The sequence below is a fragment of the Bacillus sp. FAU20 genome (assembly GCF_056033865.1).
Genome location: NZ_JBVYHY010000021.1, coordinates 613,878 through 633,241, shown reverse-complemented (window position 1 = coordinate 633,241; position 19,364 = coordinate 613,878). Strand labels below are relative to the sequence as shown.

The window sequence follows — 19,364 nt, the reverse complement described above, 5'->3', positions numbered from 1 at the left end:
ATCAAATTGAATGAAATGACTGGGGGAAGAAAAATGAGAGTGAAAGAGCAATTGTTAACTTTGAGAGCGTATGTGCCTGGGAAAAACATTGAAGAAGTAAAAAGGGAATATGGTTTATCAAAAATTGTGAAATTAGCATCCAACGAAAATCCATTCGGTTGTTCAGCACGTGTGACAGAAGCATTAACTTCTTTAGCGAGCCAATATGCCCTTTATCCAGATGGATATGCCTTTGAACTTCGGACAAAAGTAGCGGAACATTTAGGTGTAAAAGCAGAACAACTACTATTTGGTAGTGGATTAGATGAAGTCATTCAAATGATTAGCCGAGCGTTACTACATGAAGGAACAAACGTTGTAATGGCGAATCCTACGTTTTCACAATATCATCACCATGCTGTTATTGAAGGAGCAGAAGTTCGTGAAGTATCACTTAAAGATGGTATTCACGATTTAGATGCAATGCTAGAGCAAGTAGATGAGAAAACGAAAATTGTATGGATTTGTAATCCGAATAATCCAACAGGTACATATGTTGAGAAACAAAAATTACTTTCATTTTTAGAATCAGTTCCTAAGTCGGCTCTCGTTATTATGGACGAAGCATATTATGAATACGCGGAAGCAGAAGATTATCCGCAAACATTACCACTTCTTGAAAAGTATGAAAATCTTATGGTTTTACGCACGTTTTCAAAAGCATATGGTTTAGCTGCTTTTCGTATCGGATATGCGATTGGGGATGCGAAGTTAATCGGACAGCTAGAAGTAGCTAGGTTACCATTCAATACATCAACTGTAGCCCAATCTGTAGCACTCACTGCATTAGAAGATCAAGCATTTTTACAAGATTGTGTGCAAAAGAATGCTGAAGGTTTAAATCAGTATTATGCATTTTGTAAAGAATATAACGTATTCTATTATCCATCTCAAACAAATTTCATTTTCTTAAAACTTGGTATACCGGGTAATGAAGCTTTCGAACGATTAATGAAAAAAGGATATATCGTTCGTTCTGGTGCTGCATTTGGTATCGATGATGGTATTCGTATTACTGTCGGTTTGAAGGAAGAAAATGATGAAATTATAGAGTTGCTGAAAGAGCTTGTAAATGAGCAAGTACAGAAAGAAGAAACATATTCTTAAGAGATTGTGAAGGCTCCTAGTATAGGAGCCTTTTTTATCGCATTAAAAATAAAGGTTGAAGACTGCTAATTAAGTTGTTCTGTAAACCATAGTTTGTATGGCTCGATAATTAGTGAGAGAAGTTATTTGCACGGTCATAAAAGAAAGCGGTACAATAGAAGATGAGGATAAGGTATCGGTGTCATATTCGAACCGTTTGAACAATTACCTACTCTGTAAGAAGAAGTATAAGAAGATACATGCTCATTCTAAAGGTTGCGTTCTAACAGTGAGTTGCTTATGATAAAGTGAAACTTTAATCAGTGGGGGGATGTTTATCCCCCGCTGATTATTAGTTGAACCAATCGGGCTTTTACGGGCAGTTGATCCCAAAACTAACTTCTTTGCCTTAGCTGAATTTTGAGGTGGGGGTCTTACTGCCCGTTAATAGCGGGGTAAATGAACAGAAGAGAATATTTTTTAGAATTAAAGGAGACGTTTATGCAAAAGTTTGAACAAGCTGTTTCATATATTGAAAATGGTGAAGCGGAAAAAGGATTACAATTATTAAAAGAACAATTAAAAATTGCGAATGATGAAGAGAAGTATGATATCGCTCGTTACTATCATACGCTTGGATTTACAGATGAGGCATTAGCAATTACTGAAGACTTACGTTTACTGTATCCAGAAGAAAGTGAATTCACTGTATTTTTAGCAGAATTATATATTGATCTAGATAAAGAAGATGAAGCGATTGAAGTGCTTCATGATATTCCAGAAAATGACGATTTATATGTTCAATCGTTATTACTTGTTGCAGATTTATTCCAAATGCAAGGTTTTGATGATGTAGCAGAGCAAAAACTATTAAAGGCGAAAGAAATGATGCCTGATGAACCTGTTATTACGTTTGGGTTAGCAGAATTATATAGTAGTAAAGGTGAAGAACAAAAGGCAATTACTTATTATGAATCGCTATTAGCGGAACATAAAGTAATGGGTGGTGTTGTGATTGCACTTCGCCTCGCAGAAACGTTAAGCGCGATCGGAAACTGGGAAGAAGCGATTTCTTATTATGAAGCAGGCCTAGAGGAACAAAAAGATATTCACTCATTATTTGGATATGCCTTTACATTATACCAAGGTGAAGAATATCAGAGAGCAATTGGTGCTTGGCAAGAACTAAAAGAATTAGACCCTGAGTACGCATCACTGTACATGTATTTAGCGAAAAGCTATGAAAAAGAAGGAATGCTTCAAGAAAGCTATGAAACGCTTCATGAAGGAATTAAAGTAGATGAGCTTTCAGTTCCATTTTATGTAGAGTTAGCGAACATTGCGGCGAAATTAGGAAAAATAGTAGAAGCAGAGGAAGTTCTTCAAAAAGCGCTTGAGTTAGATCCAGGGCATTTAGGTGCAACATTAAAATATGCATATATCTTAAAAGAACAAGAAAAGTACGAAGAGTTAATTGCAATTGTAGAGCGTGCTATTGATAGTGGAGAACCAGATACACAACTACTTTGGGATCTTGCGTATGCAAAAAAACAATTAGAAATGTATTCGGATGCATTAAAACACTATGAAAGTGCATATACTTCTTTTAAGAATCATCCAGACTTCTTAGAAGAGTACGGTTATTTCTTATTGGAAGAAGGAAAACGAAAAGAGGCGAAAGAAGTATTTACCCAGTTATTACAACTAGACCCGACACAAATTCATATTGAAGAGTTGTTATATAATTTAGAGGATTTTTCATAAGTTGGAAGGAAACTGAATGCCGCTTCTTGAATCTAAAAAGAAAAGAGAAAGACAGAGGAGGGACTTAATTGCTATGAATACCCCTGTTTCTGTAAACGAGAAGAAGGATTTTGTAAAATGGTTTTTGAATAATTACCAACTGAAACAGCGTGAATGTGTATGGATTCTGAATTATTTAATGAGTCACGACCAATTGATGCATAAAGTCCACTTCGTAGAGCATGCAAAATATTGTCCGCGTGGCTTAGTAATGTCAGCGAATTGTGTGAAAGACACACCGTTTCACTTTTTTAAACAAAATGTTATGACAACAGATGCTGAAAAATCGTTTCATGATATTCGTTTAAATCGAGATGAGGATATTTATATTCAACTCAACTTTAAATCATCGTTTCAAAATGCGAATTATGTAGCTGTATTAGAAGAAAACCCATATCTACCAAAGCATATTGAAGTAAATGAAAAAGATCGTTTACTTGCAGAAAGGTTTTTGGAAGAAAGTGTATTTTCGTTTAGGAGAGAACGCCTTTTGAAACAAATTGATGAAGCGTTAGATAAGCAAGATAAGGAAACGTTTCATAGATTAACGGCAGAGTTAAAGACTTTATAGAATTTATTTGGATTAATTAATTTTTACAAATTTCAGACTTTTATTAAGAAAAACTACCTATATTGGGTAGTTTTTCTTTTTTTACCTCTTTTAGTGTGGTTTAATATATATAAAGTGAAAGTTCTGTCATTTGTAAGTGAAGGAGGGAAGGGATTTGAAGTGGATTGTAAAAGATGTAGAACAGTTTGAGCAAGCAAGAGAGTATGTTGATACAGGAGTAATACCGCTGTTATCAATTTCGGCAGCAAAAGAAATGAAAATGATTGTAGAACAAGGTGAATTTATCGAATTGTTGAGCACGGAATTGGAAAGAGAGTATAAAGGAAGAGTGCTTTTACTGCCTGCGTTTACGTATTTGGTAGAAAGTCAAAAGAATGAAAAAGGTCGTTTGCAAGAATGGACAAATCATTTACGAAGTGAAGGTTTTAAGCATATTGCTTATGTTACAAGTGATTTTTCATGGAAAGAGGATATGCAAGAGTTACAGGGAGATTTATTTTGGTTTCCTTCATTAGCGTTAGAACAATTTAGTGATCAAGCAAAAAGAGAAGTTATTCATGCGCATATAAAAAATATAATGGTGATGTTGGAAGAGAAATGGGGAAACTTGCAATAAACAGAAAGTTCTTATTATTATGAGTAGTATGATATTGACCTGTGCATGAGCGTATTATATCATGATAGTGTCCTAGTTTTTATTTTTTATATAATTTATCACGAGGGGACAATTTCTGATAGAGGGGGGAAATTTTCGTGAGCGACAAAGAACATCGCGTGTCAAGAAGACAATTTTTAAATTACACACTCACAGGGGTAGGAGGCTTTATGGCTGCCGGTATTTTAATGCCGATGACGCGATTTGCGCTTGATCCGGTGTTAAGAAAAGAAGCGGGAACAGATATGGTTGCTGTTGCGCAAGTAAAGGATATTACAACAGAGCCGAAGCGTTTCGATTTTAAAGTGAAGCAGGTTGATGGTTGGTACAAGTCTGAAGAACCAAAATCGGCTTGGGTTCATAAAGATGAAAGCGGAGACATTGTTGCGTTCTCTCCAGTATGTAAACATTTAGGATGTACAGTTAACTGGAATTCGGACAAAGCACATCCGAATCAATTCTTTTGCCCATGTCACGGGGGGCGTTATACAAAAGATGGGATTAACATTAAAGGTACGCCACCCCTTGCTCCGCTTGATGTGTACGAGTCTAAAGTGAAAGATGGAACGCTGTATCTAGGAAAAGCGAAGCCAAGAGGGGGTGCAAAGTAGATGTTAAATAAAATTTATGATTGGGTGGATGAAAGATTGGATATTACACCAATATGGCGTGATATCGCTGATCATGAAGTACCTGAACATGTAAACCCGGCACATCACTTCTCTGCATTCGTCTATTGCTTTGGAGGACTTACCTTTTTCGTTACTGTAATTCAAATTTTATCTGGAATGTTTTTGACGATGTATTATGTGCCTGATATTAAAAATGCTTGGGAATCAGTTTACTATTTACAAAATGAAGTTGCTTATGGGCAAATTGTTCGTGGTATGCACCACTGGGGTGCTAGTCTCGTAATTGTAATGATGTTTTTACATACACTCAGAGTTTTCTTCCAAGGTGCGTATAAAAAGCCCCGTGAGTTAAACTGGATTGTTGGTGTTCTTATTTTCTTTGTTATGTTAGGTCTTGGTTTTACCGGATATTTATTGCCGTGGGATATGAAAGCTTTATTTGCTACAAAAGTAGGGATTCAAATTGCAGAGCAAACACCGCTCATTGGTCCTTATATTAAAACATTACTCGCTGGTCATTCCGAAATTGTTGGCGCTCAAACATTAACTCGCTTCTTTGCTATTCACGTCTTCTTCTTACCAGCAGCACTTCTAGGTTTAATGGCCTTCCACTTCATCATGATTCGCAAACAAGGTATTTCCGGTCCACTATAAGAGATTGCTAAATTAAAGGGGAAAGAACAAAAGGAGGGAGATTATGCATCGCGGCAAAGGGATGAAGTTTGTAGGAGATTCTCGGGTACCAGTAGCTCGGAAACCAAATATTCCAAAAGACTATTCTGAATACCCAGGGAAAACAGAAGCATTTTGGCCGAACTTCTTGTTAAAAGAATGGATGGTTGGTGCAGTTTTTTTAATCGGTTATTTATGTTTAACAGTGGCGCATCCGTCGCCGCTTGAGAGAATGGCGGACCCAACTGATGCTGGATATATACCACTTCCAGATTGGTATTTCTTATTCTTGTATCAGTTATTAAAGTATTCTTATGCTTCCGGTTCATTTACTGTAATTGGAGCATTTATTATGCCAGGGATTGCGTTTGGAGCATTACTGTTAGCTCCATTTCTTGATCGAGGTCCAGAAAGACGTCCATTGAAGCGTCCTGTGGCAACTGGATTTATGCTTTTAGCAATTGCATCGATTATTTTTTTAACTTGGGAATCTGTAGCACACCACGACTGGGAAGCTGCAAAAAAACAAGGAGCAATTGTAAAAACAGCGCCAGTTGATAAAAATGATGATGGCTATAAATTAATGCAAAAAAATACTTGTTTAACATGTCATGGTGACAATTTACAGGGCGGGGCAGCAGCACCGGCACTGCAAAACTTAACTTTAAAGCCAGAAGAAATTGCTAAAATTGCGAAAGAGGGAAAAGGTTCAATGCCTAAAGGTGTATTTAAAGGTACGGATGAGGAACTGAAGAAGCTTTCGGAATTCGTTGCAAAGTATAATAAAAAATAATAAAAAGCTGACTACAAAATTTGTAGTCAGCTTTTCTATTTAGTTGGATGAAGTTTGTTATAATAGAGTAGGATTTAATGAATGAATTACTTTGCTTGAAAGGTGTTGGACATACGGATTGGTGTACTTGTATGCAATGTTAAGACAACGCTCGGTATTATTATTTTTATTAATTGTTAACATATTAGGTACAATTTACGGATTTATATGGTACGGAAATCAATTGAAAGAAACGTCACCTATATTTTGGCCGTTTGTACCAGATAGTCCTATGGCGAGTCTCTTTTTTGTCTTTGTTTTAATTGCTTTTTTGGCAAAGAGAAACTGGGGATTAATAGAAGCGTTAGCGATTGTAACTTTAATAAAATATGGTATTTGGGCTGTTGTTGTAAACGGGATTATGATTTACGTAAAAGGGCCTATTGGCCTTATGGGCTACATGTTAATGCTTTCGCACTTTGCGATGGCAGTACAAGGATTTTTATATGCTCCATTCTATCGTATAAAAAAATGGCATTTTATAGTAGCAGCTGTGTGGACGTTGCATAACGATGCAATTGATTATTTATTTTGGCAAATGCCGCGATATGGAATTATGCATTTGTTTGTAGAGGAAATTGGTTATTTTACGTTTTGGTTAAGTATTGCTGTACTATGTATTACATATTATTGTTGCTTACGTGAGCAAAGGAAACAATTTTCTTTATGATGGTTAGAACATTTAGGGGGAGAACATGGAGAAAAATAAGAGTGGTACAAAAATATTGGATCGATTGATTACTTTAGTTGTTTCATATAGCATAGCATTTTCTATTTTTGCACTCGCAACAACGGCAGTTGTGTATGGAAAATGGCTGTATTATTTTGAAATTGATTTTTTAAATATTCCTGATTTAGCGGATATGACGAAGGATGAAATTAAAAGAAATTACGATGTGCTTATTACATATTTATCCCCGTTTTATGACGGAGCATTACATTTGCCAACATTAGATATGTCCACAAATGGCCGTATTCATTTTGTAGATGTTAAAAATATTTTAGTAAAGATTCAATATGTGATGTATGCGACAATTATGATTGCAGTGATAGGCGGAATTTATTTATTAAAAAAGAAAAATGAAAAGTTTTTACTGCATGGATCGATTTTAACAATCATTTTTCCGATAGCGCTTATGTTACCAATTGCTATTAATTTTGAAAAGAGTTTTGTATTATTCCATAAACTTTTATTTAGTAATGATTATTGGGTTTTTGATCCTGAAAAAGATCCAATTATATTAATGTTACCAGAAGAGTTCTTTATGCATGCTGCGTGTGCTATTTTATTATTCATTTTAGGTGGTAGTATACTTTGTTACAGTTTATATCGATATTTCGTAAAAAAGAAAAGGATGTCACAGAAAAAATTCTCTGCTTAAAGAGAATTTTTTTCTTTGTAAAATGATAATATATTTTTCGGTCTAGTTCTGTTCTATTCTTGTCCAAATTAACATATTTTGTACTAGTAGTTATAGGGGGGACCGGGATGAAGAGAACATTAATTGGATTGATAGCATTTCTAATTATAATGTTTCCGTTACGTATATATGCTGAAGAGTGGAATGAGCTAACAGGGTTGTTAGACGACTCGTTACAGTTAGTGAAGCGTAATGAAGATGAAAAAGCGGTACAAGTATTACAACATTTCTCGGAGCAATTTTTAATAAAGGGGAATGAAAAGAAGCAGGAAGTAACACCAGATCAAGTTAGAGTTATTTCTTTAGCTTACGATAAGGCGCAACAATCGCTCTCTGAAGAAGGTTTAGGTAAGCAAGCTAAAATTGATAATGTGCTGGCATTACAACTTGCTGTTGATGCACAAGTATCGAAATATCAACCACTTTGGATGGAAAGAGAAAGGAAAGTAATGGATGCCTTTTCTCAAATGGAAAAAGCGATGGAAAAAGAAGATGCTGGGCAGTTTCAACAAACGTTAAATACGTTTTTAAATGAATTCAATATTATTTATCCAAGCTTAATGATTGCTTTGCCAGAAAACGAGGTTCAGCGTGTAAATGTTCATTTATCTTATTTAGATGAATTTCGTAACGTTATGTTAAAAACGAAAGGCGGCCAAATGCAATTAGGGATTATTAAAGGGGATTTGCAAAAGATATTTCACACAGTAAAAAAAGATGAAATTGCACCCTCTCTCATTTGGTTTATGACAATTACTGGGGGACTTATTTTATTCACATTAACTTATGTTGGATGGAGAAAGTATAAAGGAGAGAGAGAAAAAAGAAAAAGTAATGTACATTCTAAAAATAGATAATGCAATAAATAAAGATATGGATTGTAAGGTTTATTCATTGACAATAGTGGCAGAAGAAAATAGAATGAGAAGTACTATAATTAAAACTTCAATGGAGGTTCATGATGTTTTATTTAATTTACTTCGCGATCATAATGATCATACCGTTGTATGCACAGTCAAGAGTACGTAGTGCCTATAGCAAGTATTCACAAGTTTATTCAACATCAGGTATGACAGGAGCGGAAGTGGCTCGAAAAATTTTAGATGAAAATGGATTATACAACGTAGCTGTAGAAGAAACACCAGGTCATTTATCAGACCATTATGATCCAACCGCTAAGACGGTTCGATTATCAACAGATAACTATTATGGACATTCAGTTGCTGGTACAGCAGTTGCAGCACACGAAGTAGGACACGCAATTCAAGATGCAAAAGATTATAAATTTATGCGCGTTCGTCATTCGTTAGTGCCAGTTGCAAACTTTGGTTCGAATATGTCTTGGATTTTCGTCCTAATCGGTATATTTGCACAAATGTCTGGTTTGTTGTTATTAGGTATCATTTTAATGGCAGCAGGTGTTGTGTTCCAGCTCGTTACATTGCCAGTTGAGTTTGATGCGTCAAAGCGCGCAATGCAACAAATTGAAGCGTTAGGTATTGTATCAACAGATGAATATGGGCAAGCTCGTAAAGTATTAAATGCGGCAGCATTAACATATGTAGCAGCTGCAGCTGTAGCGGTATTTGAATTATTACGTCTCGTATTAATGTATACTGGTATGCAGCGTAGCGACGACTAAAGACTATCAATTTTGATAGTCTTTTTTTATTGTATAGATTGAATTATATAATGTATTGCAAATAGAAATAATAGAAGTAATGCGGAAAGGCGGTGGGGGGAAATGAAATATCCAGACCATTTAGTAAAACAAGTGCAAGAGCGCAGTGCTCCTTATCAACTAGAAGGTTTTTTAAGTGGACAAGGTCCTGAAAATCCCAAATTTATGTTGTTAGGAGAAGCGCCTGGTGAAACAGAAATTCATAATGGGATTCCGTTTAGCGGGAGGGCGGGAAAACAATTAATGGATTTTTTAGAGCGTATTGATGTTACAAGGGAAGAAGTATATATTACGAGCGCTGTTCGAAGTAGACCTTATAAATGGCGAGAGAAAAAAGAACGAAATGGTGAAATCATACAAAAAAAGTATAATAGAACGCCAAATCAGGGAGAAATAGTTGCCCATGCGCCTTTGTTAGATTATGAATTAGAGAAAATACATCCGAAGCTTATCGTCACGCTTGGAAATATCGGTCTTCAACGTTTAACAGGAAAAAATAAAAAAATCACAGATATACACGGGCAATTATTAAAACAGCCCATTCAAAAATTAAAGGATATGCAAAGTGCAGAGTTTACATGGTCAGAGAAAGAATATCATGTTTTTCCGACTTTTCATCCAGCTTCCATTTTTTATAATCGGAGTTTATTGGAGCTTATTTATGAGGATTTAGAGAAGCTTAAAAGACTTGTAATAAAAAACTAGAAAAGCTAAGGCGCTTTTCTAGTTACATTTAATTATGTAAAGGGTTTTTATTTTCATCTAACGTAAATCCTTCACCAACTACATCATGTACATCACTTACAGCGACAAAAGCATGAGGATCTACAGAAGTAATGATATTTTTTAATTTCACGATTTCATTTTTAGCAACAACGCAATACAATACGTTACGTTCCACTTTTGTATACGATCCAACAGCTTTTAAAAAGGTTGCTCCGCGCTCCATTTCAGATAAAATTTTGGCAGCAATTTCATCGTTTTTCTCTGAAATAATAGTCGCTCCTTTGGCAGCATAAGCTCCTTCTTGCATAAAATCAATGACTTTAGCCCCGATAAAAACAGCAACTAGCGTATACATGCCCTCGCGGTATGATAAATAGGTAAGAATAGAGACGACGATAACGACAGCATCAAACATAAACATTGTTTTCCCCATACTCCAGCCAACATATTTGTGAGCTAGTCGTGCGATAATATCTACACCGCCAGTAGTCCCGCCATATTTAAATATTATTCCAAGGCCGATACCGATAAATGCCCCGGCGAATAAAGCTGCGAGTGTCATATCATTTTGCAAGTTTAAATGTAAGTTGAGTACTTCGTAACGCTGGAAAATCCATAGAAATAAAGATACGCTAAAGGTGCCAATTAATGTATATAAAAATGTCGCTCTGCCAAGTAACCTCCAACCAATAAAAAATATAGGGATATTTAAAATTAAGTTTGAGTAGGAAGGATCAAACTTAAATAAAAAATACAATAATAGTGTAATACCAGTAAAGCCACCCTCTGCAAGGTGATTTTCAATATTGATATTGACAATACCGAAAGAAAATATAGCGGAACCAATTAAAATAAAAATAATATTTCGCATCTTCAATTTTGATGTCATATAGAAATCCCCCTAATTATGTAATGATTGCATTGCTCCGCTGAAACGGTAAACCATAATAATAAGTAATTTCTAATTGCTAGTGAAAATAGTAAGAACCTGCACCAACGGCTGATAGGAGATGAAGCAAAGAAGAGGGGCAAACCAGCCGTAGGAACCCGATTGGTACGGGCTAATCTTTTGCAAAAATCGCAAAAGAAGTTTCACTTTACCCCGTACCAACGGCTGGTAGGAGATAAAGCTCTGAAGAAAGGCGAACCAGCCGTAGGAACCCGATTGGTACGGGCTAATCTTTTGCAAAAAAACGCAAAAGAAGTTTCACTTTACCCCGTACCAACGGCTGGTAGGAGATAAAGCTCTGAAGAAAGGCGAACCAGCCGTAGGAACCCGATTAGTTCAACTAATCTTTTGCAAAAAAACGCAAAAGAAGTTTCACTTTATTATAGTCTATCCAAAAATGGGTCGCAAATAGGTGTTTGGCGGGGAATAATATTTGTCAAATCGCGATGAATTGGCTAACATGAAAGAGGAAGGATTAGAGGTGAATAGTATGGAAGCAAAAACGATGAAAGATATGCAGAAAGAAGTAGATGCATATATTGGTCAGTTTAAAGAAGGTTATTTCAGTCCGCTTGCAATGATGGCTCGTTTAACGGAAGAAATGGGAGAGCTTGCAAGAGAGGTAAATCATTATTATGGTGAGAAACCGAAGAAAACAACTGAAAAAGAAAGAAGTATTGAAGAAGAGCTTGGAGATGTATTATTTGTTATGATTTGTATGGCAAATAGTTTAAATATTGATTTAGAGACAGCACATAACATTGTAATGAATAAATTTAATACACGTGATAAAGATCGCTGGACACGTATTGATGAGGGAGAGAAAGAATAATGAAAGAAATTAAAGTAATTATCGCCGGACCAAGAGGACGTATGGGACATGAAGCAGTTCTTCTTATGGAAAGAACGGAACATTTTAATTTAGTAGCAGCAGTGGATTATAAGCATGGTGGTGAGAAGATTTCTGATTTACCTGGCATGCCAGCATTACATGCACCGATTTACGCTGATTTACATACTTGTTTAGATGAAGTAGAAGCAGATGTGTTGTTAGATTTAACAACACCAGAAGTGGGGAAACAACACGTTACACTTGCAGTTGAGCGTGGACTTCGTTCGGTTATTGGTACAACTGGATTTACAGAAGAAGAATTGGCACGTTTAACAGAGAATGCAAAAGAAAAAGCCGTAGGAACAATTATTGCTCCAAACTTTGCAATTGGTGCAGTTCTTATGATGAAATTCTCACAAATGGCAGCGAAATATTTCCAAGATGTTGAGGTAATTGAATTACATCATGATCAAAAATTAGACGCACCATCTGGTACAGCTGTAAAAACGGTAGAGTTAATTCGTCAAAATCGTGAATCAAAGCAGCAAGGTCATCCAAATGAAGTAGAGCAACTAGCAGGTGCACGTGGTGCAAATGTAGACGGTATTCACATTCATAGTGTACGTTTGCCAGGGCTTATTGCACACCAAGAAGTAATGTTCGGTGGAGATGGACAAATGTTAACAGTTCGTCATGATTCATTCAATCGTGCATCATTTATGTCAGGTGTAAAACTATCAATTGAGACAGTAATGAACCTTGATCATCTTGTGTACGGTTTAGAAAATATTATCGACTAAAGGGGAGACAACGGATGAAAATTGCCTTAATCGCACATGACAAAAAGAAAAATGATATGGTTTCGTTTGCATACGCATATAAACCAATTTTTGAACAACATGAATTATTTGCAACAGGAACGACAGGGCTTCGTATTATGGAAGCGACTGGATTAGTTGTAACAAGATATCAATCTGGCCCTCTTGGTGGAGATCAAGAAATTGGTGCAATGATTGCAAAGAACGATTTAGATATGGTGATTTTCTTCCGCGATCCATTAACAGCACAGCCGCATGAACCGGATGTGAATGCATTGCTTCGTTTATGTGATGTATATGCGATTCCACTTGCAACGAATATGGCAAGTGCTGAAATGTTAATGCACGCATTAGAGCGAGGAGATTTAGATTATCGTAAGTTAAGAAAATGAGGGGAACAATTATGAGTGGATTACATATATTAGCGTTTGGTGCTCATGCCGATGATGTTGAAATCGGCATGGCTGGTACCATCGCTAAATATACAAAGCAAGGGTATGAAGTAGGTATTTGTGATTTAACAGAAGCTGATCTTTCTTCAAATGGAACGATAGAGTTGAGAAAAGAAGAAGCGAAGGTCGCAGCTCGTATAATGGGAGTAAAAACGAGGCTGAATTTAGCGATGCCAGACCGTGGTTTGTATATGAAAGAAGAGTATATACGTGAAATTGTCAAGGTGATCCGTACATATAAACCAAAACTAGTTTTTGCGCCGTACTATGAAGATCGCCATCCAGATCATGCAAATTGTGCAAAGCTTGTGGAAGAGGCTATTTTTTCAGCAGGAATCCGTAAATATATGCCGGAACTTTCACCACATCGTGTGGAGTCTTTTTATAATTATATGATTAATGGTTTTCATAAACCGAATTTTTGTATAGATATAAGTGAGTACCTCTCTATAAAGGTGGAAGCATTAGAAGCGTATGAAAGTCAGTTTTCAACAGGGAGCGATGGTGTTAAGACACCGTTAACAGAAGGTTACGTTGAAACTGTGATCGCTCGTGAGAAGATGTTTGGAAAAGAAGTTGGAGTCTTGTATGCCGAGGGATTTATGAGTAAGAAACCGGTTTTATTACATGCTGATTTATTAGGGGGATGTAAATGAAATTAAAAATAGGTATTACATGTTATCCTTCTGTAGGTGGTTCTGGAGTTGTTGGAACAGAATTAGGAAAGCAATTGGCGGAACGTGGGCATGAAATTCACTTTATTACATCGGGTTTACCATTCCGGTTAAATAAAGTATATCCAAACATTTATTTTCATGAAGTGACGGTAAATCAATACTCTGTATTTCAATATCCACCATACGATTTAGCGTTAGCAAGTAAAATGGCCGAGGTTGCACAAAGAGAAAACTTAGACATTTTACATGTGCATTACGCAATACCACATGCAATTTGTGCATATTTAGCAAAACAAATGATCGGAGAGCGTATTAAAATTGTTACAACCTTACATGGAACAGATATTACTGTGTTAGGTTCCGACCCTTCGTTAAATAATTTAATTCGTTTTGGTATTGAGCAATCAGATGTTGTCACTGCTGTCTCGCATTCATTAATTAATGAAACACATGAGCTTGTAAAACCAAGTAAAGAAATTCAAACGGTATATAACTTTATAGACGAACGTGTATATTTCAAGCGTAATATGTCTCAATTAAAGAAAGAATATGGTATAAGTGAGAGTGAAAAAGTACTTATTCATATTTCGAATTTCCGTAAAGTGAAACGTGTGCAGGATGTTGTTCAGGCATTTGCTAAAATTGTTAAAGAAGTAGATGCGAAGTTGCTTCTTGTTGGAGACGGACCAGAATTCTGTACGATTTTACAGATAGTGAAAAATTTACATATTGAAGATCGCGTTTTATTCTTAGGGAAGCAAGATAATGTTGCAGAACTACTCGCGATGAGTGATTTAATGTTGCTTCTATCAGAGAAGGAAAGTTTTGGTCTTGTTTTATTAGAAGCAATGGCGTGTGGTGTACCTTGTATCGGAACGCGGGTTGGAGGTATTCCAGAGGTTATTCAACACGGGGAAACAGGATATTTATGTGAAGTTGGCGATACAACAGGAGTGGCAAATCAAGCTATTCAGCTATTAAAGGACGAGGAACTTCACCGTAATATGGGAGAGCGAGCAAGAGAAAGTGTTTATGAGCAATTTCGCTCAGAAAAAATTGTTTCACAATATGAAACGATTTACTATGACGTACTAAGGGATGACAAAAATGGAAAGATTTAAAAAAGCTAGTTCTATTATTGAGACATTAAAGCAACAAGGACATGAGGCTTACTTTGTTGGTGGGAGCGTACGAGATCTTATTATCGATAGGCCGATTGGAGATATTGATATTGCGACATCCGCTCTACCAGAAGAAGTGATGGCTATATTCCCAAGAAATGTTCCTGTTGGTCTTGAGCATGGAACTGTAATTGTTGTAGAAAATGGTGAGCCTTATGAGGTAACTACTTTTCGAACAGAAAGCGAATATGAAGATTTTCGAAGACCTAGTAGTGTTCAATTTGTTCGTTCATTAGAAGAGGATTTAAAACGTCGTGATTTCACGATGAATGCAATTGCTATGACAGAAGAAGGCAAAATGGTTGATTTATTTGCTGGACAGGAAGCCATTCAACAGAGAGAAATTGTGACAGTTGGAAATGCTGCGGATCGTTTTCAAGAAGATGCCCTGCGAATGATGCGTGGTATTCGGTTTGTAAGCACGTTAGGTTTTTCATTAGAAATGAAAACGAAGCAAGCGATTGAAACGCATGGGCATTTGCTAGAACATATAGCAATTGAGCGTATTACAGTAGAGTTTGAGAAACTGTTAACTGGTACATATTGTGTGAAAGGTCTCAAAGAATTAGTAGAGACGAAGCTATTTTCTCATTTGCCATATTTACAAATGTCAGAAGAGAGACTGTTAAAAGCTACGCAGTATAAATGGGATTCTTTCGAAACGGATATTGAGGCGTGGGCATTTTTCTTATATTGTATCGGAGAAGAACATCCATCTGTCTTTTTACGTCAATGGAAGTTTTCGAATAAAAAAATAAAAGATATTGTTGCAGTTTTATTGGCAATTCGTACTAGAAAGGAGAAGGATTGGGATACAGTCCTTCTTTATAAAACGGGAATTCATATCGCTGAAATGGCAGAGAGAGTATATGAAGCGATGATTGAAAGCTATGATCCTACATCTGTTGAACGAGTACAATCAATGTTTCATGCATTGCCAATCCAGGAGCGTCAAGAAATGAATGTGACTGGTAATGATTTATTAAACTGGGCAAACAAAAAGCCTGGTCCGTGGGTTGCTGAAATGCTTCAGAAAATCGAAGAAGCAATCGTACAAGGAAACGTAGTTAATGAGAAAGAGCGTATAAGGGAGTGGCTGCAAGGATGCAATCTACTATAAGAAAGCAGTTATTGCAAGTTTTTTCTGAAGCGGATGGCGAGTTTGTATCCGGCCAAACAATTAGTGATAAACTTGGTTGTTCAAGAACTGCTGTGTGGAAACATATGGAGGATCTCCGGAGTGAGGGATATGAACTTGAAGCTGTGCGCCGATTAGGTTACCGAATTGCAAGTAAGCCAGACAAAGTGACTGCTAATGAAATTCAGTTAGGGCTACAAACGAAGCGAATTGGTAGAACAGTGTATTTTGAAGAAACTGTTGAATCAACGCAGCACATTGCAGCAAAACTTGCTTATGAAGGTGCAGAAGAAGGAACTGTCGTTGTAGCAGAAGAACAAACAGCGGGAAGAGGTCGTTTAAGCAGAAAATGGCATTCACCAAAAGGAACAGGGATTTGGATGAGTATTATTTTACGCCCATCAATCCCAGTTCATCATGCACCGCAACTTACTTTGTTAGCGGCTGTTAGTGTTGCACAGGCAATTGAAAAATGTACAGGTGTAAACGTAGGAATAAAATGGCCAAATGATATTTTAATTCAAGGTAAAAAGGCTGTAGGTATATTAACAGAAATGCAAGCGGATCCTGATAAAATTAATGCTGTCATTATGGGCATCGGTATTAATGCGAATCAAAAGCAAGAACATTTTGATGAAGAAATTCAGCACATTGCTACTTCATTAGCGATTGAATCAGGTAAGCCGATTGTTCGTGCAGAACTTATGCAACAAATCTATTTACAACTAGAAAAATTATATGAAGAGTATTTACAAAATGGTTTCTCTGTCATTAAAATTCTTTGGGAAAGTTACGCTGTGAGCATCGGGAAAGAAATTACCGCTCGAACAATGAGAGAGACGATTACGGGTGTAGCAAAAGGAATTACAGAGGATGGTGTATTGCTTCTAGAAGACCATGAAGGAAAAGTACATCATATTCATTCTGCAGATATCGAAATTAAGTAAAAGAAGTTCCTCTTTTGGAACTTCTTTTTATTTCAATAGTTTTGAGGTGAATTTGTAACATGATAATAAATTCTTTTCATCTGCAATTCTCCTTTGTTAAGTGCTTTCTTCAATTAACCTGCATCATTAGTTTAAGGGTTATACTATACAGTTAAATGGATTACAGAAAAAATTAACTTGGACTTTTTTTAACATGCGTTGAAAAACATGTATCTTTTCAGGATTGAATTATCCATAAAAACTGTATAGCATATATACTCTCGTATTAAATTTCATATACCGTAATAAGAATAAAAAATTATTTTTTCAAAAAAATGTAGTAATTCCTTTTTGTAGTTTGCTATAATTAGTTCGAATGTGGGCAGTATCAGAGCGAACTGCACCATGATTCGAAGTCATACGAAAAATAATAACTTGGATTCTGCCTTGATCCAATAACGGACTGGGACAGAGGGATGAATAATGCCGACTAACACACAACCCTTCTGCCCTTTTATGGCCAGAGGGGTTTTTTATATGATTTCGGCCATCTCCTCTCTCCTGCATAAAGGAGGAGTAGTTTTTGAAAACAAAAACAGATTTTTTGAAGATGAAAGAGCAAGGTGAGCCGATTACAATGCTAACGGCGTATGATTATCCATCTGCTAAATTAGCAGAAGAAGCTGAAGTTGATATGATTCTAGTTGGAGATTCTCTTGGAATGGTTGTACTCGGATACGATTCAACAGTACCTGTAACAGTAGAGGATATGATTCATCATACGAAAGCTGTACGCCGTGGAGCGAAAGAGACGTTTATTGTAACTGATATGCCATTTATGTCGTATCACGTATCATTACAAGAAACGATGGTGAATGCACGCCGCATCGTTCAAGAGAGCGGGGCACACGCACTGAAGGTAGAAGGTGCTGGAGAAGTTATATCGACGATTCAATATTTGACGAACGCAGGAATTCCTGTAGTAGCGCATTTAGGTTTAACCCCTCAATCTGTAGGAGTGTTGGGTGGATATAAAGTGCAAGGAAAAGATGCGGAGAGTGCAAAAAAATTAATAGAAGATGCAAAGAAATGTGAAGAAGCTGGTGCAATAGCGCTTGTGTTAGAATGTGTACCAATGCAGCTAGCAGAACTTATTTCAGAGCAACTAACAATACCGACAATTGGGATTGGTGCAGGACAAAAAGTAGATGGGCAAGTGCTTGTTTATCATGATCTTATCTCATACGGCGTAAATCGTGTTCCGAAATTTGTGAAGCAATATACGTCTGTTCAAGAGGAGATTGTACGCGGGATTTCACAATATGTTACTGAAGTAAAGACAAGGAAATTTCCTGAAGAAAAACATTCGTTCACAATGAAAGAGGAAGAATGCTTAGCGTTATACGGAGGAAAACAATAATGAAAATCGTAACTACAGTGCAAGAGATGCAGCAAATTACAAACGAACTTCGTGCAAGTGGAAAGAGTATTGGTTTTGTTCCAACAATGGGTTATTTACATGAAGGCCATGCTACTTTATTACGTAAGGCAAGAGAAGAAAATGAAATTGTAGTTTTAAGTGTATTTGTAAACCCACTACAATTTGGCCCAAATGAAGATTTAGATCGATATCCTCGTGATATTGATAGAGATGAAAATGTAGCAAAAGAAAACGGTGTAGATTATTTATTTTATCCGAGTGTAGAAGAAATGTATCCAGCAGAACAAACGACAACAGTTGAAGTTGTAAAGCGTACCGATGTATTATGTGGCAAACAAAGACCTGGTCATTTTGCTGGTGTTGCAACTGTACTAATGAAACTATTTAATATTACGCTGCCAATGCGTGCTTATTTCGGTATGAAAGATGCTCAACAAGTTGCTGTCATTGAAGGATTTGTAACTGATTTCAATATTCCAGTTACAATCGTACCAGTTGATATTGTAAGGGAAGAAGATGGTTTAGCGAAAAGTTCTCGTAACGTGTACCTATCACAAGATGAACGTGAAGAAGCTCTTCATTTATACCGAAGCCTATGTATAGCGAAAGAAAGAATTGAGGCAGGTGAACGTAATCCGGAAATCATTACAAATCTTGTGAAAGAGTATATTGAGACGCATACGAAAGGCACTGTAGATTATGTGGATTTATATGCATATCCGTCATTAACAATGGTAGAGAAAGTCGAAGGAAGGATCATTTTAGCTATTGCAGTTAAGTTTGAAAATGTAAGATTAATTGACAATATAACAGTAACGGTTAAATAAGGGGG

Annotated in this window: 22 protein-coding genes; 21 read left to right on the top strand and 1 reads right to left on the bottom strand. The window is 36.4% G+C overall.

Features of this window, described 5'->3' with window-relative positions; all coding sequences use genetic code 11:
• The first annotated feature begins 33 nt into the window (after nucleotides 1–33).
• From hisC to AC0OM3_RS16945, 12 genes are all read left to right on the top strand, one after another.
• A complete protein-coding gene (gene hisC, locus AC0OM3_RS17000) occupies nucleotides 34–1,146 on the top strand; it encodes a histidinol-phosphate transaminase (protein ID WP_152121379.1) in 1,113 nt (370 codons plus the stop codon).
• Between the two features lie 480 nt (nucleotides 1,147–1,626).
• Nucleotides 1,627–2,889 (top strand): tetratricopeptide repeat protein, encoded by a 1,263-nt coding sequence (locus AC0OM3_RS16995; RefSeq protein WP_001168671.1) that lies wholly within the window; start codon nucleotides 1,627–1,629, stop codon nucleotides 2,887–2,889.
• Nucleotides 2,890–2,962: 73 nt separating this feature from the next.
• The gene (locus AC0OM3_RS16990; protein ID WP_001095928.1) at nucleotides 2,963–3,499 is read left to right on the top strand and encodes a ReoY family proteolytic degradation factor; all 537 of its coding nucleotides are present in this window, start codon (nucleotides 2,963–2,965) and stop codon (nucleotides 3,497–3,499) included.
• A gap of 154 nt (nucleotides 3,500–3,653) precedes the next feature.
• Complete coding sequence (locus AC0OM3_RS16985) at nucleotides 3,654–4,115, top strand: YpiF family protein (RefSeq protein WP_046945518.1); 462 nt, start codon at nucleotides 3,654–3,656, stop codon at nucleotides 4,113–4,115.
• Nucleotides 4,116–4,252: 137 nt separating this feature from the next.
• On the top strand, nucleotides 4,253–4,765 hold the full coding sequence (gene qcrA, locus AC0OM3_RS16980; protein WP_001280593.1) for a menaquinol-cytochrome c reductase iron-sulfur subunit: 513 nt from the start codon (nucleotides 4,253–4,255) through the stop codon (nucleotides 4,763–4,765).
• Nucleotides 4,766–5,440 (top strand): menaquinol-cytochrome c reductase cytochrome b subunit, encoded by a 675-nt coding sequence (gene qcrB, locus AC0OM3_RS16975; protein WP_000932700.1) that lies wholly within the window; start codon nucleotides 4,766–4,768, stop codon nucleotides 5,438–5,440. It abuts the gene before it with no gap.
• Between the two features lie 43 nt (nucleotides 5,441–5,483).
• On the top strand, nucleotides 5,484–6,251 hold the full coding sequence (gene qcrC / locus AC0OM3_RS16970; protein WP_000554603.1) for a menaquinol-cytochrome c reductase cytochrome b/c subunit: 768 nt from the start codon (nucleotides 5,484–5,486) through the stop codon (nucleotides 6,249–6,251).
• 118 nt (nucleotides 6,252–6,369) lie between these two features.
• Nucleotides 6,370–6,960: a lipoprotein heptaprenylglyceryl N-acetyltransferase LhaT gene (gene lhaT / locus AC0OM3_RS16965; protein ID WP_025967075.1), complete on the top strand. Its 591-nt coding sequence runs from the start codon at nucleotides 6,370–6,372 to the stop codon at nucleotides 6,958–6,960.
• Between the two features lie 25 nt (nucleotides 6,961–6,985).
• The gene (gene lit, locus AC0OM3_RS16960; RefSeq protein WP_000414377.1) at nucleotides 6,986–7,672 is read left to right on the top strand and encodes a lipoprotein intramolecular transacylase Lit; all 687 of its coding nucleotides are present in this window, start codon (nucleotides 6,986–6,988) and stop codon (nucleotides 7,670–7,672) included.
• A gap of 107 nt (nucleotides 7,673–7,779) precedes the next feature.
• On the top strand, nucleotides 7,780–8,568 hold the full coding sequence (gene ypjB, locus AC0OM3_RS16955) for a sporulation protein YpjB (RefSeq protein WP_000831584.1): 789 nt from the start codon (nucleotides 7,780–7,782) through the stop codon (nucleotides 8,566–8,568).
• A gap of 101 nt (nucleotides 8,569–8,669) precedes the next feature.
• Nucleotides 8,670–9,353, top strand: a complete 684-nt coding sequence (locus AC0OM3_RS16950) for a zinc metallopeptidase (RefSeq protein WP_058839490.1) — start codon at nucleotides 8,670–8,672, stop codon at nucleotides 9,351–9,353.
• Between the two features lie 102 nt (nucleotides 9,354–9,455).
• Nucleotides 9,456–10,097, top strand: a complete 642-nt coding sequence (locus AC0OM3_RS16945) for a uracil-DNA glycosylase (protein WP_474212464.1) — start codon at nucleotides 9,456–9,458, stop codon at nucleotides 10,095–10,097.
• Between the two features lie 28 nt (nucleotides 10,098–10,125).
• Here the strand turns inward: AC0OM3_RS16945 and AC0OM3_RS16940 are convergent, their stop codons facing one another.
• Complete coding sequence (locus AC0OM3_RS16940; RefSeq protein ID WP_046945515.1) at nucleotides 10,126–11,007, bottom strand: YitT family protein; 882 nt, start codon at nucleotides 11,005–11,007, stop codon at nucleotides 10,126–10,128.
• Nucleotides 11,008–11,557: 550 nt separating this feature from the next.
• On the opposite strand from AC0OM3_RS16940, the gene AC0OM3_RS16935 reads away from it, so the two are divergent.
• The 9 genes from AC0OM3_RS16935 (at nucleotide 11,558) to panC (ending at nucleotide 19,359) form a co-directional block, all read left to right on the top strand.
• Nucleotides 11,558–11,899, top strand: a complete 342-nt coding sequence (locus AC0OM3_RS16935) for a nucleotide pyrophosphohydrolase (RefSeq protein ID WP_002108639.1) — start codon at nucleotides 11,558–11,560, stop codon at nucleotides 11,897–11,899.
• A complete protein-coding gene (gene dapB, locus AC0OM3_RS16930) occupies nucleotides 11,899–12,699 on the top strand; it encodes a dihydrodipicolinate reductase (RefSeq protein WP_000658810.1) in 801 nt (266 codons plus the stop codon). Before AC0OM3_RS16935 ends, dapB begins: the two co-directional genes overlap by 1 nt.
• 14 nt (nucleotides 12,700–12,713) lie before the next feature.
• Nucleotides 12,714–13,109, top strand: coding sequence for a methylglyoxal synthase (mgsA, locus tag AC0OM3_RS16925; RefSeq protein WP_000684765.1), 396 nt, complete (start codon nucleotides 12,714–12,716; stop codon nucleotides 13,107–13,109).
• An 11-nt stretch (nucleotides 13,110–13,120) separates the two neighbouring features.
• A complete protein-coding gene (gene bshB1, locus AC0OM3_RS16920; RefSeq protein WP_000015673.1) occupies nucleotides 13,121–13,825 on the top strand; it encodes a bacillithiol biosynthesis deacetylase BshB1 in 705 nt (234 codons plus the stop codon).
• The gene (gene bshA, locus AC0OM3_RS16915; RefSeq protein ID WP_000768305.1) at nucleotides 13,822–14,967 is read left to right on the top strand and encodes an N-acetyl-alpha-D-glucosaminyl L-malate synthase BshA; all 1,146 of its coding nucleotides are present in this window, start codon (nucleotides 13,822–13,824) and stop codon (nucleotides 14,965–14,967) included. Before bshB1 ends, bshA begins: the two co-directional genes overlap by 4 nt.
• Nucleotides 14,954–16,147: a CCA tRNA nucleotidyltransferase gene (locus tag AC0OM3_RS16910; protein WP_000439317.1), complete on the top strand. Its 1,194-nt coding sequence runs from the start codon at nucleotides 14,954–14,956 to the stop codon at nucleotides 16,145–16,147. Before bshA ends, AC0OM3_RS16910 begins: the two co-directional genes overlap by 14 nt.
• Nucleotides 16,132–17,112, top strand: a complete 981-nt coding sequence (locus AC0OM3_RS16905) for a biotin--[acetyl-CoA-carboxylase] ligase (protein ID WP_001192064.1) — start codon at nucleotides 16,132–16,134, stop codon at nucleotides 17,110–17,112. The genes AC0OM3_RS16910 and AC0OM3_RS16905 overlap by 16 nt, the downstream gene beginning before the upstream one ends.
• A 562-nt stretch (nucleotides 17,113–17,674) precedes the next feature.
• Nucleotides 17,675–18,511 (top strand): 3-methyl-2-oxobutanoate hydroxymethyltransferase, encoded by an 837-nt coding sequence (gene panB / locus AC0OM3_RS16900; RefSeq protein WP_000851107.1) that lies wholly within the window; start codon nucleotides 17,675–17,677, stop codon nucleotides 18,509–18,511.
• Entirely contained in the window at nucleotides 18,511–19,359 is an 849-nt protein-coding gene (panC, locus tag AC0OM3_RS16895) for a pantoate--beta-alanine ligase (RefSeq protein WP_046945514.1), read from the top strand. The genes panB and panC overlap by 1 nt, the downstream gene beginning before the upstream one ends.
• Nucleotides 19,360–19,364 lie beyond the last annotated feature (5 nt).

What these genes read in the sequence shown, in the direction of transcription:
- hisC (WP_152121379.1), top strand. Translation starts at nt 34, where the DNA reads ATGAGAGTGAAAGAGCAATTGTTAACTTTGAGAGCGTATGTGCCTGGG.
- AC0OM3_RS16995 (WP_001168671.1), top strand. Translation starts at nt 1,627, where the DNA reads ATGCAAAAGTTTGAACAAGCTGTTTCATATATTGAAAATGGTGAAGCG.
- AC0OM3_RS16990 (WP_001095928.1), top strand. Translation starts at nt 2,963, where the DNA reads ATGAATACCCCTGTTTCTGTAAACGAGAAGAAGGATTTTGTAAAATGG.
- qcrB (WP_000932700.1), top strand. Translation starts at nt 4,766, where the DNA reads ATGTTAAATAAAATTTATGATTGGGTGGATGAAAGATTGGATATTACA.
- qcrC (WP_000554603.1), top strand. Translation starts at nt 5,484, where the DNA reads ATGCATCGCGGCAAAGGGATGAAGTTTGTAGGAGATTCTCGGGTACCA.
- lit (WP_000414377.1), top strand. Translation starts at nt 6,986, where the DNA reads ATGGAGAAAAATAAGAGTGGTACAAAAATATTGGATCGATTGATTACT.
- ypjB (WP_000831584.1), top strand. Translation starts at nt 7,780, where the DNA reads ATGAAGAGAACATTAATTGGATTGATAGCATTTCTAATTATAATGTTT.
- AC0OM3_RS16950 (WP_058839490.1), top strand. Translation starts at nt 8,670, where the DNA reads ATGATGTTTTATTTAATTTACTTCGCGATCATAATGATCATACCGTTG.
- AC0OM3_RS16945 (WP_474212464.1), top strand. Translation starts at nt 9,456, where the DNA reads ATGAAATATCCAGACCATTTAGTAAAACAAGTGCAAGAGCGCAGTGCT.
- AC0OM3_RS16940 (WP_046945515.1), bottom strand. Translation starts at nt 11,007, where the DNA reads ATGACATCAAAATTGAAGATGCGAAATATTATTTTTATTTTAATTGGT.
- AC0OM3_RS16935 (WP_002108639.1), top strand. Translation starts at nt 11,558, where the DNA reads ATGGAAGCAAAAACGATGAAAGATATGCAGAAAGAAGTAGATGCATAT.
- dapB (WP_000658810.1), top strand. Translation starts at nt 11,899, where the DNA reads ATGAAAGAAATTAAAGTAATTATCGCCGGACCAAGAGGACGTATGGGA.
- mgsA (WP_000684765.1), top strand. Translation starts at nt 12,714, where the DNA reads ATGAAAATTGCCTTAATCGCACATGACAAAAAGAAAAATGATATGGTT.
- bshB1 (WP_000015673.1), top strand. Translation starts at nt 13,121, where the DNA reads ATGAGTGGATTACATATATTAGCGTTTGGTGCTCATGCCGATGATGTT.
- bshA (WP_000768305.1), top strand. Translation starts at nt 13,822, where the DNA reads ATGAAATTAAAAATAGGTATTACATGTTATCCTTCTGTAGGTGGTTCT.
- AC0OM3_RS16910 (WP_000439317.1), top strand. Translation starts at nt 14,954, where the DNA reads ATGGAAAGATTTAAAAAAGCTAGTTCTATTATTGAGACATTAAAGCAA.
- AC0OM3_RS16905 (WP_001192064.1), top strand. Translation starts at nt 16,132, where the DNA reads ATGCAATCTACTATAAGAAAGCAGTTATTGCAAGTTTTTTCTGAAGCG.
- panC (WP_046945514.1), top strand. Translation starts at nt 18,511, where the DNA reads ATGAAAATCGTAACTACAGTGCAAGAGATGCAGCAAATTACAAACGAA.